The following is a 14,930-nucleotide window of genomic DNA, read 5'->3' on the forward strand; positions in this document are numbered from 1 at the left end:
ATCAGGGGATCGTCGGAATCTTTCCCGACAAAAATACTAGGACTTTGTGCGGCGCGTTGATTGGCGTAAACTGCGCCCAAGCCTGCGAGGAGTTTCCATGACCGCTATAACCATTACCGACGCCGCCCACGATTACCTGGCTGACCTGCTCTCCAAGCAGAACACCCCGGGCATCGGCATCCGCGTCTTTATCACCCAGCCTGGCACCCAGTACGCCGAAACCTGCATTGCCTACTGCAAGCCGGGCGAAGAAAAACCTGAAGACACGGCGCTGGGGCTCAAAAGCTTCACCGCTTACATTGACTCGTTCAGCGAAGCCTTCCTGGACGATGCGGTGGTCGACTACGCCACTGACCGCATGGGCGGCCAGCTGACCATCAAGGCGCCAAACGCCAAAGTACCGATGGTCAACGCCGACAGCCCGGTCAATGAGCGCATCAATTACTACCTGCAAACCGAAATCAACCCGGGGCTGGCGAGCCACGGCGGTCAGGTCAGCCTGATCGATGTCGTTGAAGACGGCATTGCCGTGCTGAAATTCGGTGGCGGTTGCCAGGGCTGCGGCCAGGCGGACGTGACCCTGAAGGAAGGCATCGAGCGCACGTTGCTTGAGCGTATTCCTGAGCTCAAGGGTGTGCGTGACGTGACTGACCACACGCAGAAAGAAAACGCCTACTACTAAGGTGTTCGCTGCGACATGAAAAACGGCGCCCCGTGAGCGCCGTTTTTTTATGGGTGAAATTCAGTGGCCCCATCGCGAGCTTGCTCGCGATGGGGCCCTATGGGCGATAGAGATGCGCATGCCCCGCACGATACAGCGACGACTCGCTGAACTGATCACTCCCCAACACCCGTCCCACCAGAATCAACGCCGTGCGCCGAAACCCTTTGGCCTCGACCTTCCCGGCAATGTCCTCAAGCGTTCCCACCACCCAATCCTGATCCGGCCACGTCGCCCGGTGGATCACCGCAATCGGGCAGTCCGCGCCGTAATGCGGCAGCAGCTCAGCGAGGATTTTCTCCAGATGATTCACGCCCAAATGAATGGCCATGGTCGCCCCATGCTGCGCCAGGCTGCCCAGTTCCTCGCCCGGCGGCATGGCGGTCTTGTCGGCGTAGCGGGTCAGAATCACGCTTTGCGAGATGTCCGGCAAGGTCAGTTCAGCCCCTAAAAGCGCTGCACACGCCGCGGTCGCCGTCACGCCAGGAATGATTTCAAACGGAATGTCGAGTTCACGCAGGTAGCGAATCTGCTCGCCAATCGCGCCATACAGGCTCGGATCGCCGGAATGCACCCGCGCCACATCCTGACCGTTGGCGTGGGCGGTTTTGATCAGATCAATGATCTGTTCCAGGTGCAATTCGGCGCTGTTGACCACCTGTTCGGCGCGATGGCCTTCCAGCACGGCTGCCGGCACGAGTGAGCCGGCATAGATGATCACCGGGCAGCTGCGAATCAGCCGTTGGCCTTTGACCGTGATCAGTTCCGGGTCGCCGGGACCCGCGCCAATGAAGTAGACGGTCATCGTCGTTTCCTGTGAAAAAAGAGGCCGGGCAACGCTTCAGATGAAGATTGCTCATGATCGAATGCGCGATTATCGGGGATTTTACGCAGCGCCGGCCAATGCCAGGGTTGCTTGCGCGTATTTTTGTCGGCAGATCAGCAGTTTTACCGGAGCCTGAGCCAGCTGTTCGGCCAGTGCCAGGGCGGCACTTTCCGCTACGCCGTAGCAGCCGGTGCGTTCGAACGCGATGTCGGAACGATGGCTGAGGCTGGTGTGATATCCAGCCAATTGTTCACTGCTGAAGAACATCAACGGCAGTGCGAGTTGTTCCGCGAGTTCGATCAGGCCAGGCTCATCGCGCTTCAGGTCAATGCTGGCGAGTGCCTTTATCTCATGAAGCCCGATTTGATGAGCCTGTAGCGCCTGATCCAGCAATGCCCGCAGCGTGCTCGCGGGGCAGCCGCGCTGGCAGCCCAGGCCGACCACTAGCGTCGGCGCTGTGCTGGCATCAGTCATGCGTGGTATTGGCCATCGCTTTTGCGGCGGAACAACCAGGCGCTGATCAGGCCCAGGGCCAGCCAGAACGCTACGTTGGTCAACTGCGAAGCGATGTTGAATTGAGCTTCCAGGGCTTGCGGCGCGAGCATCGAATGCACTTCCGGTTGTGGCGCGCCAATCACGTGCGGAACGGCCAGAATCGCCACGCCCAGCACTTTCATCAGCCAGTGACGGCTGAACACGATCAGCGCGATACCGACAGCGGTTGAAGCAGCAGTGCCGATCCACCAGATCTGCCGTTGCGCCAGATCCGCCGCAACGGTGCCCGGCAGTTCAGGCGGCAGGCCCAGGGTCGGTGCGAGGACAAACGTTGCATAACCGGCCAGACCCCAGAGCAGGCCTTGAGACGTTTTAGTCGGTGCACGCAGGGTGTAGAGGCCGGCGAGCATCAGGGCGAAACCAACGGCCACCACCAGATTGCCGCCAGTGGTCGACAGCACGCGCTGCCAGCCGTCTTCCGGCTCCCAGGCTTCGGCGTCGTGGGTGTGCGCGGCCATGGCGCCTTTGGCGTGTTCATGGGGTTGAACCACTGCCGGCTCGGCTTTCTCGTAGGTTTCCGCTTGAAGAATCAGCGGTGCGACCCAGAAGCTTTGCAGCAAGGTCAGCAGCAGGGCGGCCAGCAGCCCGGTAAACCCTGCGGTTTGCGCAATACGCTTGATCATGTCGAGAGCTCTCAATGGCACGGGAACGCAGAGCTGTGACGGGTATCGTGTGCAGCGTTGTGCACCGCTTCGATGTGCGAGAAACCGGCGAAATACACCAGGCACGCGCCCAGGATCGACGCGCAGATGGCGGCAGTCAGGCGTTGGGTCAGGGTAGACGTGGTGCTGGCGGTGCTCTTATCGGCGTTGCTGGCGGTGCTGTTGATGATCGACATGGCGCATCCCTCTGGTCTGTCAGCGGGTGAATAGAGCGCATGGAAAACCCCTGCGAGCCGGGCACGCAGACGTTCAAACAGCGCCCGCCCACCGCGGGTTTGTTGTTCAGTGACCGTAACGGTCACTGGGTGTTGCGGGCCGGTCTCCGGGCTCACGAGGGGCGCAGGCTTTCGCCTTGACCTGCAAGCATCACCTTCCCATGCCGAACTGCTGGCACAGTGGATTTGATGCTTCGCTCGCTTACCGTTGCGGGGGCAGCACCGGACTGACATGGCTTTGAGTAAAGCACATGATTCACCGGTTTCCCGTTTCACCCTGTGAAGGGCACCCGTAACAAGATGCGTAGGAGAGCATGGGCGGGGGATTCGCGTCAATTGGCAAGGGTTCTCAACTTGGGACCGTGTCGACGCCATAGCGTCCTAATGGCCGCCACAAGACATTGACCCGCCCCAGCGCGATGCGTAGCCTTGCGCTTTCGAGGTTCTTCGGCGTTTGCCGAAGCTAAGAAGGGAACGCGGTCAATGCCGCGGCTGCCCCCGCAACTGTGAACGGTTCAGTTTCTGCCATGCCACTGCATGCGCCAGCCATGGCGCGAGCGGGAAGGCGCAGAAACCGCCAGTCAAACGACTGGCCAGCCGTCAGCCAGGAGACCTGCCTCGACACAGATTCTGACTTTCAACCGGGCGGGGTGATCCGGTGGCGAAATCTTCCGCGCAGCGTGTGCTGCTGCGGTCGTCGTCCCGTATGCCCGCCACCTTGCCAAAGGGCATCCGATGAAAACACTGGCCAAACTCCCCGTCACCATCGTTACCGGCTTCCTCGGCTCGGGCAAAACCACCTTGCTGCGGCACATGCTCGACAACGCCCAAGGCCGTCGCATTGCGGTGATCGTCAACGAGTTCGGCGAGCTGGGCATCGACGGCGAAATCCTCAAGCAGTGCTCCATCGGCTGCACCGAAGAAGAAGCCAACGGTCGCGTCTACGAACTGGCCAACGGCTGCCTGTGTTGCACCGTCCAGGAAGAATTCTTCCCGGTGATGCGCGAACTGGTGGCCCGTCGCGGCGACCTCGATCACATCCTCATCGAAACCTCGGGCCTGGCCCTGCCAAAGCCGCTGGTCCAGGCCTTCCAGTGGCCAGAAATCCGCAGCGCCTGCACCGTTGACGCAGTGATCACCGTGGTTGATAGCCCGGCCGTGGCCGCCGGCACCTTCGCCGCGTTCCCGGATCAAGTGGATGCCCAGCGCAAACTCGACCCGAACCTGGACCACGAATCGCCGCTGCACGAACTGTTCGCCGACCAACTGGCCAGCGCCGACCTGGTGATCCTCAACAAGGCCGACCTGATCAGCCCTGAAGACCTGGCCCGCGTGCGTCTCGAAGTCGCCGAAGAACTGCCGCCTGCAGTGAAAGTCGTCGAAGCCAGCAGTGGTCGCCTGCCACTGGACGTGTTGATCGGCCTCGGCGCGGGCTCCGAAGAGCACATCGACAGCCGTCACAGTCACCACGATCATCACCATGAAGGTGAAGATGATCACGACCACGACGCGTTCGACTCGATCTCCATTGAGCTGCCGCAAGCCGACGAAAGCCTGCTGATGGACGCCCTGACGCAACTGGTGGTCAAGCACGGCATCCTGCGTATCAAAGGTTTCGCGGCAATCCCGAACAAACCAATGCGCTTGCTGATTCAGGGCGTGGGCACACGTTTCGACAAGCACTTCGACCGCCAGTGGGGAGTCGAGGAAGGACGCACCACGCGCCTGGTGCTGATCGGCCAGGAATTGGACGCCGCCGAACTCGAAGCGCAATTGCGCGCTGCGCTCAGCGTTTAAGCCATGCACCTGCTCAGGACCCAGCCCGGCGGTTTTGTGTCGGATGACAACATCGCCGACCTCGGACAAACCCCCGCCGAGCTGGTGATCCTGTGCAGCGGCGATTCCAGCCTGGCGCTGCTGGCCGAAGCCGCGCAGCAACTGCCCGACGACTACCCGAGCGTACGTTTGGCCAACCCGATGCAGGTGCAGAATCACGCCTCGGTCGATTTGTATGTCGATGAAGTGCTGCGCCACGCCAAGGTGATCCTGATCTCGCTGCACGGCGGCATTGCCTACTGGCGTTATGGCGTCGAGCGGCTGGTGCAATTGTCCGAGCGAGGCGTGCAGCTGATTCTGGTGCCCGGCGATGATCGTCCGGACCCGGAACTGAGCGACCTCAGTACCGTCGAGGCCTGCGACCGTGATCGGCTCTGGCAGTTTTTGCGTCAGGGCGGCATGGGCAATGCCCTGGACTTTTTCCGCTGCCTCGCCACTCGCTGGCTGGACCGCGATTACGCGTGGGCCGAGCCGCAAGTCCTGCCGCGCACAGCGATTTACCACCCGCACAAAAGTCCGGCTGAACTGAAGGATTGGCAGGCCGACTGGCAAGCCGATCAACCGGTGGCGGCAGTGCTGTTTTACCGCTCGCATTTGCAAGCGGCCAATACCGCTTTCATCGATGTTTTCTGCCAGCGTTTGCAAGCGGCCGGGTTAAACCCTTTGCCGATGGCCGTGGCCAGTTTGAAAGAGCCCGGCTGCCTGACGGTGGTCGAGGATTGGCTGGATGAAGTCGAGGCGGGGGTGATTCTGAACACCACCGGTTTTGCCCAATCCAGCCCCGAAGCGCCGCATCTGCGACCGTTTCGCCGCAACATCCCGGTGATCCAGGCGATATGCGCCCAGGACAACGAACCCGGTTGGCGCGCCAGCGAGCAGGGCCTAGGCCCGCGCGACCTGGCGATGCACATCGCGCTGCCGGAACTGGACGGTCGGATCATCAGCCGCCCGATCAGCTTCAAGGACCTGGCGTGGCGCAGCGAGCGCAGTCAGTCGGACGTGGTGTGTTATCGACCGCAACCGGAACGCATGGATTTCGTCGCTGAACTGGCGCGGCGCTGGATCGATCTGGCGCGGGTGCCGAACCGCGAAAAACGCATCGCCCTGATTCTCGCCAACTACCCGACCCGCGATGGGCGAATCGGTAATGGTGTCGGCCTCGACACGCCAGCCGCCGCGTTGAACATCCTGCGTGCGCTGCATCAAGAAGGTTATCCGTTGCCGGCCGAATTACCGGACAGTGGCACCGCGTTGATCCAGCAATTGCTTGGCGGCGTCAGCAACGACCTTGACACGCTCGACCAGCGTCCGTGTCATCAAAGCCTCGCGCTGGACGAATACCAGCGGATGTTCGACGCCTTGCCCGAGGCCAATCGCCAGGCCGTGCTGGAGCGCTGGGGCACCCCCGAAAACGACCCGATGTACCGTGGCGAACGGATGATGATTGCCGGCCTGCGTTTTGGCCTGACCTTCGTCGGCATTCAACCGGCGCGCGGCTATCAGGTGGACCCGAGCGCGGTCTATCACGACCCGGACCTGGTGCCGCCCCACGGTTATCTGGCGTTCTACTTCTGGCTGCGCAACACCTATGGCGCCCACGGTGTGATCCACGTCGGCAAACACGGCAACCTCGAATGGTTGCCGGGCAAAGGCGTCGGGCTCTCGGAAAGCTGCTGGCCGGATGCGTTGCTCGGGCCGCTGCCGAACATCTACCCGTTTATCGTCAACGATCCGGGCGAGGGCGCGCAGGCCAAGCGCCGCACCCAAGCGGTGATCATCGACCACCTGATGCCGCCGCTGACGCGCGCTGAAACCTACGGCCCACTGCGCAACCTTGAGCTGCTGGCCGATGAGTATTACGAAGCGCAACTGCTCGATCCGCGCCGCGCCCGTGAATTGCAGCGCGACATCCTGCAACTGGTGCGCGACACGCACATTGATCGTGAGCTGCAACTGGACGAAAAACTCGACAGCGATGCCGACGCGGCGATCTGGTTGCCGCGACTGGACACGTATTTGTGCGATTTGAAGGAGTCGCAGATTCGCGATGGCTTGCACATCTTTGGTGAATCACCGACAGGGCGGTTGCGCATCGACACCTTGCTGGCTTTGCTGCGGATTCCGCGTGGCGATGGGCGTGGCGCGCAATCGAGTTTGCTGCGGGCATTGGCCAAGGCGTTCGAGTTGGGGTTCGATCCGCTGGATTGTGCGCTGGCCGAGACTTGGAGCGGGCCGCGTCCCATTGAACTGCAAACCCTCACCGATGAAGCCTGGCGCACGGCGGGGGATACCCGTGAACGCCTGGAATTGTTCGCCGCTCAACTCATTACCCAAACGTTGTCGACCGAACCCGGACCTTGTAGGAGTGAGCCGGGTTGGGCGGAAGTGCACGCCATCCTCGACAACTTGTGCGAAGTCGTCGCCCCACGCCTTGACGCCTGCGGCCCAGCCGAAATGCGCGGTCTGCTCGACGCCTTGAACGGCCGCTTCGTCCCCGCCGGCCCGAGCGGCGCACCCAGTCGCGGTCGCCTGGACGTGCTGCCAACCGGGCGCAATTTCTATTCGGTGGACGTGCGCAACCTGCCCACCACCACTGCGTGGCGCATCGGTTTCCAGTCCGCCAACCTGATCCTCGAACGACACCTGCAAGACCATGGCGATCACCTGCGCCAGCTCGGCCTGTCAGTGTGGGGCACCGCGACCATGCGCACCGGCGGCGACGACATCGCCCAGGCCATGGCGCTGATGGGCGTGCGCCCGGTCTGGGCCACAGGCAGTCAGCGGGTCGACGATTTCGAAATCCTGCCGCTGAGCTTGCTCGACCGTCCGCGTGTGGACGTGACCCTGCGTGTTTCCGGGTTCTTTCGCGATGCGTTTGCCAACCTGATCCGTCTGTTCGATGCGGCGGTGCAAGCGGTCGCAGCGCTGGATGAACCCGACGACCTCAACCCCTTGGCCGCCAAAGTGCGTGCCGAGCGTGAAGCACTGATGCAATCGGGCCTGGATGAAGACGCCGCGAACCGTCAGGCCGGTTGGCGAATTTTTGGTGCCAAGCCCGGTGCCTACGGCGCCGGTGTGCAGGGCGCCATCGACGGGCGCCTGTGGCAAAGCCGTGAAGACCTGGCCGAGGTTTACCTGAATTGGGGCGGCTATGCTTATGGCGGTTCCGACGAAGGCACCGCCGCCCGCGAACAATTCGCCCAGCGCTTGAGTCAGGTGCAAGCGGTGCTGCAAAACCAGGACAACCGTGAGCACGACTTGCTCGATTCCAACGACTATTACCAGTTCCAGGGCGGCATGCTTGCTGCCGTGGAAAGCCTTAGCGGTGAAACAGCGGCCAGTTACCACGGCGATCACAGTCAGCCGGATCTGCCGAAGATCCGCACCTTGAAAGAAGAACTGAACCGGGTGATCCGCTCCCGGGCGGCCAATCCAAAGTGGATCGACGGGGTCAAGCGTCACGGCTACAAAGGCGCGTTTGAACTGGCGGCGACGGTCGATAACCTGTTTGCCTTCGACGCGACGACGCAGCTGATTGACGATCACCAGTACGCGTTGCTGGCTGATGCCTATTTGCTCGACCCGGCGACGCGCGAGTTTGTTCGCGAGCACAATCCGCATGCCTTGCGCGACATGACCGAACGGATGCTGGAAGCGCAGCAGCGGGGGATGTGGAAGGAGCCGGGCGAGTACCGCGAGGCCCTGGAAAACCTGCTGCTGGATATAGAAGAAGATTCATGAGGGCATGATCGTTCCCACGCAAAGCGTGGAAACGATCACATCACCGACCACACACGAGACTCGACATGACCGACACCCCGCATTTCCCCTTATCCGCCGTGGTCGGCGCCGACGACTTGAAGCTCGCCCTGTACCTGACCGCCATCGACCCGAAAATCGGCGGCGTGCTGATCGAAGGTCCGCGCGGCATGGCCAAATCCACCCTGGCCCGGGGCCTCGCGGACCTGCTGGCCAGCGGTCAGTTCGTCACCTTGCCGCTGGGCGCCACGGAAGAACGTCTGGTCGGCACCCTCGACCTCGATGCCGCGCTGAGCGACGGGCGTGCGCAATTCTCTCCCGGCGTACTGGCGAAGGCCGATGGTGGCGTGCTCTACGTCGACGAGGTCAACCTGCTGCCCGACCACCTCGTGGACCTGTTGCTCGACGTCGCCGCCAGCGGCACCAACCTGATCGAGCGTGATGGTATTTCCCATCGGCATTCGGCGAAGTTTGTGCTGATCGGCACCATGAACCCGGAAGAAGGCGAACTGCGTCCGCAATTGCTCGACCGCTTTGGCCTGAACGTCGCGCTCAGCGGCCACACCGCACCGATCGAGCGGGGGCAGATCATCCGTCGGCGCCTGGATTTCGACAGCGATCCGCAGCGCTTTTGCGCGCAGTGGGAACACCCGCAGCAATCGCTGCGCGAACGGTGCGAGAAGGCCCGCCGCCTCTTGCCGAGCATCCCGCTCGACGATCAAGCGTTGGCGCTGATCACTGAGCGCTGCTTTGCTGCCGGCGTCGATGGCTTGCGCGCTGACCTGGTGTGGCTGCGTGCGGCTCGCGCCCACGCTGCGTGGCGCGGAGCGAACGCGATCAGTGAGGACGATATCGACGCCGTCGCTGAATTCGCCTTGCGCCATCGCCGCCGCGAGCAATCACCGCCGGCCCCGCAGCACAGTCAGGCGCCATCCCCGCAACAGTCCGCCCCGAGCGAAGGCCAGGGGCAATGGGGTGAAATGCCCGCCCAGGCGCTGCCGGTTGGCGCCCGCCGTGAAGTGCCGAGCTGGCCAAAAAAGCCCTAGGCATTCGCCCTCGATCTGACGCGGGGGCGAATGCCAGACCCCGTACAGGACGGCTGGACAACGGCAAACAGGGCAAACGCCATGCTGCACGCAGCGGCTCGATCAACTGGCCCGGCACCTTGCTCAATGGTCGGCCTCGTTCGCGCAGCGACGTGTTGTTCCACCTTCGCACTCGAAGCGCCCATGAGCTGTGGCTGGTGATTGTCGACGCCTCCGCCTCGACTCGCCGACATCAGGCGTTGAGTGATGCGAAGGGGTTGCTGGCGCAGCTGTTTGACGATGCCTACCGTCAGCGTGCGCGCCTGGCGTTGTTGACGGCCAGCGGCAATGTGCCGAAATGGCAGGTGCAAGGCTTGAAAGCGTCCAGCGGATTGCGGACCTGGCTTGATGGGTTGGGCGCCAGCGGTGGCACGCCAGTGTTGGCGGCGCTGGGTGAGGCGGGGCGTTGGTTGGAGACGCGCAAAAAGCGCTTTCCGGCGGAACAGCAGCGTGTGTTGTTGCTGACTGATGGGCGATTGAAGGAGTGGTCATTGTTGCCAGCGCTGGAATGCCCCAGCCTGCTGATTGATATCGAGCGCGGGCCGATCCGGTTGGGCCGGGCGAAGCAGTTGGCGGCAGAGCTGCAAGCGGATTATCGGCACATTGATGAGCTGATTCCTGGTTGAGTGATTGACTGGCTGTCCTGGCCCCATCGCGAGCAGGCAACTCGGTCTAAATCTATTTACCCATCGCCTGACGGTACTGCCGCGTACGCCGGCCTATGTACAGCCGGTCAAGAATCAACGCCCACACCGCCCAGACCTGAGGACGAGGCTTGCGCCCGCGGCTCAATTGATGCAGCTGAAACTTCACCACTGCCATGTTCGCCAGTGCGGCGAACGGTTTGCGCTTCCATAGAATCGGCGGCAATTGCGGATGGCTGTTGCGGCCTTCGCGCCAGTGTTTGACCAACTGCGGTTCAACCGCCAGTGCCGTGCCGATACCTGCCATGGCGATGCCGCTGTCGAGCACCTGCTGGACGATGGCCAGGCGCCGAATGCCGCCTGTCACCATCACCGGCATGTGCGCGACGCTGGACAGTTCAGCGGCCATTTCCAGGAAGTAGGCTTCACGCGCCAACGTCCGGCCGTCGCGGGCTTCGCCTTGCATCGCCGGCGCTTCGTAGCTGCCGCCGGAGAGCTCCAGCAGGTCGATGCGCTGCTCGTTGAGCCACACAATCACTTGGCAAGCATCGTCGGCGTCAAAGCCGCCTCTCTGGAAGTCAGCAGAGTTGAGTTTCACCGACACGCAAAACTGCGGTGAGACCGCGCGGCGAACGGCGCGGACCACGTCCAGCAACAAGCGCGCGCGGTTCTCCAGTGAGCCGCCCCAACGGTCGGTGCGGTGATTGGTCAACGGCGAGAGGAACTGGCTGATCAGGTAACCGTGAGCCGCATGAACCTGCACGCCCGTGAACCCGGCCTTTTCCGCGAGGGCCGCGCTGGTGGCGAAGCGTGCGATCACTTGGGCGATATCGTCTTCGGACATCGGTTTGGGCTCGGCGAACATCTTGGAAAACGCGCCCAGGTCCAGTGCGACGGCAGAGGGTGCCCAGGCTTGTTGACCGAGGTTGGCCATGGTTTGGCGACCGGGATGATTGAGCTGCATCCAGAACTGCGCGCCACCGGAACGCCCGATCGTCGCCCACTGACGAAAGCGCTGCAGATCGCGTTCATCTTCCAGCACCACGCCGCCGGGACCCGTCATGGCGCGGCGGTCGATCATCACATTGCCGGTCAGCAACAGGCCCGCTTCGCCCTCGGCCCAGGCCTGATACAGCTGAAACAATGCGCCTGACGGTGCTTGCCCGGTGTCGGCGAGATTTTCTTCCATGGCGGCTTTGGCAATACGATTGCCGACGGTCTGGCCGTTGGGCAGATTCAACGCTTGGAAGGGCGACATGCTTGACTCCTCATCAGTGAAGAGCAGAGGCTAAGCTTAAAGTTAACTTTAATGTCAAGCAGGCAAATGAGGCCGGGATGAAGATTGGTGAATTGGCGCAGTTGAGCGGATTGAATGCATCGCGCATTCGCTTTTACGAGTCTCAGGGATTGATTCGTCAGGTAGAGCGCTCGGCCAACGGCTACCGGCATTATCCCGCACAAGTCCTGCAAACGCTGATGATCATCCAGTGCGCGCAGCAGGCCGGGTTCAGCCTTGAAGAGCTGAAGCAATTGTTGCCGGATACGGTGACGGGCGAGTTCAAGCACGAAGAATTATTGGCGGGGCTGCTGCGCAAGGTCGAGCAGATCGAACAGATGCAACTTCACCTGGCACAGAGCAAGGCGAAGTTGCTGGGGGTGATTGAAGGCATCCAGGCGCGGCCTGAGGGGATAGCCTGTGAGGCGAATGCCGAGCGGGTGATGGCGTCGCTCAAACATCAGTTCTGATCGATGCACGAATCACCGAACGCTTGATAGCGCAAGACGTGGGTAGCGCCCATCGTGTCGACGTAGGTCATCTCCCGTGGGCCAATGCCGCAATAGTCGCCGCGGGTGATGTTGACGACCTTGGCGATATTCAACGGTGTCGAATAGCGGTAGTCCTCGACATTCGAGGTGCTGGCGGTGGCGGCAGACGCAGCGGCGGCAGTGCCGCTGAGGGCAATCAGAAACAGCGTGGACAGGAGGCTTTTCATGGCGGGGCTCTCGTGGTGGCTACTGAACGATTTCAGTGGCAGTACGACGAGCCCGGTCAGGGTTTATTCCAGGCTGACTACAAATTTTGAAATGATTTTCGATTGTAGGAATTATCGGTTTCGCCTGTACGATCCAAGTCCTTTTGTCTTTCAGGACTTGCATGAACACCCTCTTGGAGCCTCCCGGTTATCCTTCCTCATCGCGCCATTGCGCGCTCTTGAAACACCCGGTCTTTCGACATTCAAAACACTTCGTCATTGCAATCCCACGGCCTCTGCGCCGCGCCTTGCCGTGCCTGGCATTCTGAGTTCACTGAAGAGATCGAGACGTTTTTATGGAATGGTTAGCTGACCCCACCGCTTGGCTGGGCTTATTGACGTTGATTGTGCTGGAGCTGGTGCTCGGCATCGACAACCTGGTGTTTATCGCGATCCTTGCGGACAAATTGCCGCCCGAGCAGCGCGACCGTGCGCGAATCATTGGTTTGTCGTTGGCGCTGATCATGCGCCTGGGCTTGCTGGCGAGTATCTCGTGGCTGGTCACCTTGACGCAGCCGCTGATCGAGGTGTTCGACAAGAGCTTCTCCGGTCGTGACCTGATCATGCTGTTCGGTGGAGTGTTCCTGCTGTTCAAGGCCACCATGGAATTGCACGAACGGCTCGAAGGCCATGTCGGCCAGCGCTCGGCCAACGCCGCATATGCGATGTTCTGGCCGATCGTGGCGCAGATTGTGGTGCTCGACGCGGTGTTCTCCCTCGACGCAGTGATTACCGCTGTGGGTATGGTCGATGAACTGGCGGTGATGATGATCGCGGTGATCATCTCCATCGGCCTGATGATCGTCGCCAGCAAGCCGTTGACCCGGTTCGTCAACGCGCACCCGACAGTGATCATGCTCTGTCTGGGCTTCTTGATGATGATTGGCTTCGCGTTGACGGCCGAAGGGTTGGGTTTCCACATTCCCAAAGGCTATCTGTATGCGGCCATCGGTTTCTCGATCCTGATCGAAGTGTTCAACCAGATCGCCCGCGCTCGCCGCAAGAAATCCCTGCAGGGACTGCGGCCCATGCGCGAGCGAACGGCCCATGCGGTGTTGCGTTTGCTCGGCGGTCGCAGCATGGCGGTGGAGGAAGTCGGTGAGGAGGTTGCCGACCTGCTGGACAACGGCGACGCACCGGGCGAAGCACTGTTCGACCGCCGCGAGCGGGTGATGATCAGCGGCGTACTGCAACTGGCCGAACGGCCGATCCGAACGTTGATGACCGTGCGTGCCGACGTTGATTACATCGACCTGGCCGATGATGCGCCTACCATTCGTACGCGGCTGATGCATTCGTCCTATTCGCGCTTGCCGTTGATCCGTGACGGCGCGGTGGACGAGCCGCTGGGCTTCGTGCACAAGAAGGAGTTGCTCAACGAATACCTGGCCGGCAACGAACCGGATCTGGAGCAGTTGGCGCGCAAGACCGTTAACTTGCTGGACAGCTACTCCATCCTCAATGCGCTGGAACAGATGCGCCAGGCCTCGACGCACATTGCATTCGTGGTCAATGAATTCGGTGATTTTGTGGGGGTGTTGACCATGACCGATATTCTGGAATCGATTGCCGGCGAACTGCCCGACGCCAGCGAAATCGAAGGCCCGGACGTGGTGGAAGAGCAAGGCGGTTTTTTGGTCAGCGGTGCGTTGAACCTGACACGGGTTCGACAGCAGACCGGATTCGTGGCTGAGCCTACTGAGGACTATCAGACCCTGGCCGGGTTGGTCGTGAGCTTGCTGGATCGATTGCCGGTGATCGGCGACAGCCTGGAGTGGCAGGGCTGGCGAATGAGAGTGGTGGCCGTTGAGGAGCGGCGGGTGACGCGGGTGCTGCTGGTGTGTATCGACCGCTAGTTTTTTCCGGGATTCAGGGCCTGTTCGCGAGCAGGCTCACGCCCACACGGGTCGTGTGAGCACTGGAGATCCAATGTGGGAGCGAGCTCGCTCGCGATAGCGTCCTGCCAAACGCCATCGCTCCCAAGCCCTAACACCCACTACGACAATTCAACCGCTCTAACGCCCGAGGCACCGTACACAACCCGCGCAACGTCTGGCGCAACCACGCCAGATCGTGACGCGTTTTATGCGGCACGTATCGCGGCCTGAGCCTGCCAACATGGCTGGCGAAATCCTCCTCCAGCGTCTCTCGGGTGCCAATGCCCTTGAGCTTCTTCCGCAATCGCCCGTCCTTGAAGAACAACACCGTCGGTGTGCCGGTAACGTTCGGGTGCCGCGGTGATTCACGGGTGTTCAATACATAAATGTTCGCGTGATGACGATAGCGTAGGGCGACTTCGCGAAAGACCGGTTCTGCCCATTCACAGGCCGGACAGTGTTCATCGCCGAAATACAGGATCACCGGGCGCCAGGTTTTCAGCGCCTTGCGGTAGACCGGGGCGAGCGATGCCAAGTGATGTGTCGAGCCCATTGAAAATCTCCTTTTCACAACGACCATCGAGGTTTGTCGACGTTAAAGGAGGGAGCGGGGGCGGGTCTACTGTCAGAAATTACAGGTGACACGCTGCGTCAATTTCGGTCATTCATCTCCAATTGTGGTGCAAGTACCCGCACGCTGTAGCCAACGGTAGCGCT

General features: G+C 61.5%; 14 protein-coding genes and 2 riboswitches. Of the genes, 7 read left to right on the forward strand and 7 right to left on the reverse strand.

Going from position 1 to position 14,930, the window contains the following annotated elements:
* Positions 1–97 precede the first annotated feature (97 nt).
* Positions 98–682, forward strand: coding sequence for a Fe-S biogenesis protein NfuA (nfuA, locus tag SB725_RS25980; protein ID WP_007946504.1), 585 nt, complete (start codon positions 98–100; stop codon positions 680–682).
* A gap of 97 nt (positions 683–779) precedes the next feature.
* Here the strand turns inward: nfuA and cobM are convergent, their stop codons facing one another.
* The 4 genes from cobM to SB725_RS26000 all read right to left on the reverse strand — a co-directional run bounded on the left by cobM (position 780) and on the right by SB725_RS26000 (position 2,940).
* Positions 780–1,526, reverse strand: coding sequence for a precorrin-4 C(11)-methyltransferase (gene cobM, locus SB725_RS25985; RefSeq protein ID WP_027923767.1), 747 nt, complete (start codon positions 1,524–1,526; stop codon positions 780–782).
* 81 nt (positions 1,527–1,607) lie between these two features.
* Positions 1,608–2,021: a cobalamin biosynthesis protein gene (locus tag SB725_RS25990; protein ID WP_027923768.1), complete on the reverse strand. Its 414-nt coding sequence runs from the start codon at positions 2,019–2,021 to the stop codon at positions 1,608–1,610.
* Complete coding sequence (locus tag SB725_RS25995; RefSeq protein ID WP_410922783.1) at positions 2,018–2,725, reverse strand: CbtA family protein; 708 nt, start codon at positions 2,723–2,725, stop codon at positions 2,018–2,020. Before SB725_RS25995 ends, SB725_RS25990 begins: the two co-directional genes overlap by 4 nt.
* 11 nt (positions 2,726–2,736) lie before the next feature.
* A complete protein-coding gene (locus SB725_RS26000; RefSeq protein ID WP_027923770.1) occupies positions 2,737–2,940 on the reverse strand; it encodes a CbtB domain-containing protein in 204 nt (67 codons plus the stop codon).
* Between the two features lie 119 nt (positions 2,941–3,059).
* A riboswitch (cobalamin riboswitch) is annotated at positions 3,060–3,288 on the reverse strand.
* Positions 3,289–3,402: 114 nt separating this feature from the next.
* Positions 3,403–3,615, forward strand: a riboswitch (cobalamin riboswitch).
* 99 nt (positions 3,616–3,714) lie between these two features.
* Here SB725_RS26000 and cobW point away from each other — a divergent pair.
* From cobW to SB725_RS26020, 4 genes are all read left to right on the forward strand, one after another.
* A complete protein-coding gene (gene cobW, locus SB725_RS26005; RefSeq protein ID WP_410922784.1) occupies positions 3,715–4,776 on the forward strand; it encodes a cobalamin biosynthesis protein CobW in 1,062 nt (353 codons plus the stop codon).
* Between the two features lie 3 nt (positions 4,777–4,779).
* Positions 4,780–8,556: a cobaltochelatase subunit CobN gene (cobN, locus tag SB725_RS26010; RefSeq protein WP_410922785.1), complete on the forward strand. Its 3,777-nt coding sequence runs from the start codon at positions 4,780–4,782 to the stop codon at positions 8,554–8,556.
* A 65-nt stretch (positions 8,557–8,621) separates the two neighbouring features.
* Positions 8,622–9,620, forward strand: a complete 999-nt coding sequence (locus SB725_RS26015; protein ID WP_194940171.1) for an ATP-binding protein — start codon at positions 8,622–8,624, stop codon at positions 9,618–9,620.
* 53 nt (positions 9,621–9,673) lie between these two features.
* Positions 9,674–10,285, forward strand: coding sequence for a vWA domain-containing protein (locus SB725_RS26020; RefSeq protein ID WP_410922820.1), 612 nt, complete (start codon positions 9,674–9,676; stop codon positions 10,283–10,285).
* Between the two features lie 52 nt (positions 10,286–10,337).
* Here SB725_RS26020 and SB725_RS26025 read toward each other — a convergent pair whose 3' ends face one another.
* Positions 10,338–11,561 (reverse strand): NADH:flavin oxidoreductase/NADH oxidase family protein, encoded by a 1,224-nt coding sequence (locus SB725_RS26025; RefSeq protein ID WP_410922786.1) that lies wholly within the window; start codon positions 11,559–11,561, stop codon positions 10,338–10,340.
* A gap of 77 nt (positions 11,562–11,638) precedes the next feature.
* Here SB725_RS26025 and SB725_RS26030 point away from each other — a divergent pair, with 77 nt between their 5' ends.
* Positions 11,639–12,049, forward strand: a complete 411-nt coding sequence (locus SB725_RS26030; protein ID WP_059182852.1) for a MerR family transcriptional regulator — start codon at positions 11,639–11,641, stop codon at positions 12,047–12,049.
* Here the strand turns inward: SB725_RS26030 and SB725_RS26035 are convergent.
* Positions 12,040–12,297 carry a DUF2790 domain-containing protein gene (locus SB725_RS26035; protein WP_410922787.1) on the reverse strand — a complete coding sequence of 86 codons (258 nt, stop codon included), beginning with the start codon at positions 12,295–12,297 and terminating at the stop codon, positions 12,040–12,042. The two genes, SB725_RS26030 and SB725_RS26035, sit on opposite strands and share 10 nt — an antisense overlap.
* A gap of 335 nt (positions 12,298–12,632) precedes the next feature.
* Here SB725_RS26035 and SB725_RS26040 point away from each other — a divergent pair, with 335 nt between their 5' ends.
* A complete protein-coding gene (locus SB725_RS26040; RefSeq protein WP_027923778.1) occupies positions 12,633–14,192 on the forward strand; it encodes a TerC family protein in 1,560 nt (519 codons plus the stop codon).
* 130 nt (positions 14,193–14,322) lie between these two features.
* On the opposite strand, the gene SB725_RS26045 is transcribed toward SB725_RS26040, so the two are convergent.
* Positions 14,323–14,766 (reverse strand): thioredoxin family protein, encoded by a 444-nt coding sequence (locus tag SB725_RS26045; RefSeq protein WP_059182854.1) that lies wholly within the window; start codon positions 14,764–14,766, stop codon positions 14,323–14,325.
* Between the last annotated feature and the right edge of the window lie 164 nt (positions 14,767–14,930).

This window comes from Pseudomonas sp. SIMBA_041 (assembly GCF_046535095.1).
Taxonomy (GTDB): Bacteria; Pseudomonadota; Gammaproteobacteria; order Pseudomonadales; family Pseudomonadaceae; genus Aquipseudomonas; species Aquipseudomonas mucoides.

What these genes read in the sequence shown, in the direction of transcription:
- SB725_RS26040 (WP_027923778.1), top strand. Translation starts at nt 12,633, where the DNA reads ATGGAATGGTTAGCTGACCCCACCGCTTGGCTGGGCTTATTGACGTTG.
- SB725_RS26035 (WP_410922787.1), bottom strand. Translation starts at nt 12,297, where the DNA reads ATGAAAAGCCTCCTGTCCACGCTGTTTCTGATTGCCCTCAGCGGCACT.
- cobW (WP_410922784.1), top strand. Translation starts at nt 3,715, where the DNA reads ATGAAAACACTGGCCAAACTCCCCGTCACCATCGTTACCGGCTTCCTC.
- SB725_RS26025 (WP_410922786.1), bottom strand. Translation starts at nt 11,561, where the DNA reads ATGTCGCCCTTCCAAGCGTTGAATCTGCCCAACGGCCAGACCGTCGGC.
- SB725_RS26000 (WP_027923770.1), bottom strand. Translation starts at nt 2,940, where the DNA reads ATGTCGATCATCAACAGCACCGCCAGCAACGCCGATAAGAGCACCGCC.
- SB725_RS26015 (WP_194940171.1), top strand. Translation starts at nt 8,622, where the DNA reads ATGACCGACACCCCGCATTTCCCCTTATCCGCCGTGGTCGGCGCCGAC.
- SB725_RS25990 (WP_027923768.1), bottom strand. Translation starts at nt 2,021, where the DNA reads ATGACTGATGCCAGCACAGCGCCGACGCTAGTGGTCGGCCTGGGCTGC.
- cobM (WP_027923767.1), bottom strand. Translation starts at nt 1,526, where the DNA reads ATGACCGTCTACTTCATTGGCGCGGGTCCCGGCGACCCGGAACTGATC.
- SB725_RS26045 (WP_059182854.1), bottom strand. Translation starts at nt 14,766, where the DNA reads ATGGGCTCGACACATCACTTGGCATCGCTCGCCCCGGTCTACCGCAAG.
- cobN (WP_410922785.1), top strand. Translation starts at nt 4,780, where the DNA reads ATGCACCTGCTCAGGACCCAGCCCGGCGGTTTTGTGTCGGATGACAAC.
- nfuA (WP_007946504.1), top strand. Translation starts at nt 98, where the DNA reads ATGACCGCTATAACCATTACCGACGCCGCCCACGATTACCTGGCTGAC.
- SB725_RS25995 (WP_410922783.1), bottom strand. Translation starts at nt 2,725, where the DNA reads ATGATCAAGCGTATTGCGCAAACCGCAGGGTTTACCGGGCTGCTGGCC.
- SB725_RS26030 (WP_059182852.1), top strand. Translation starts at nt 11,639, where the DNA reads ATGAAGATTGGTGAATTGGCGCAGTTGAGCGGATTGAATGCATCGCGC.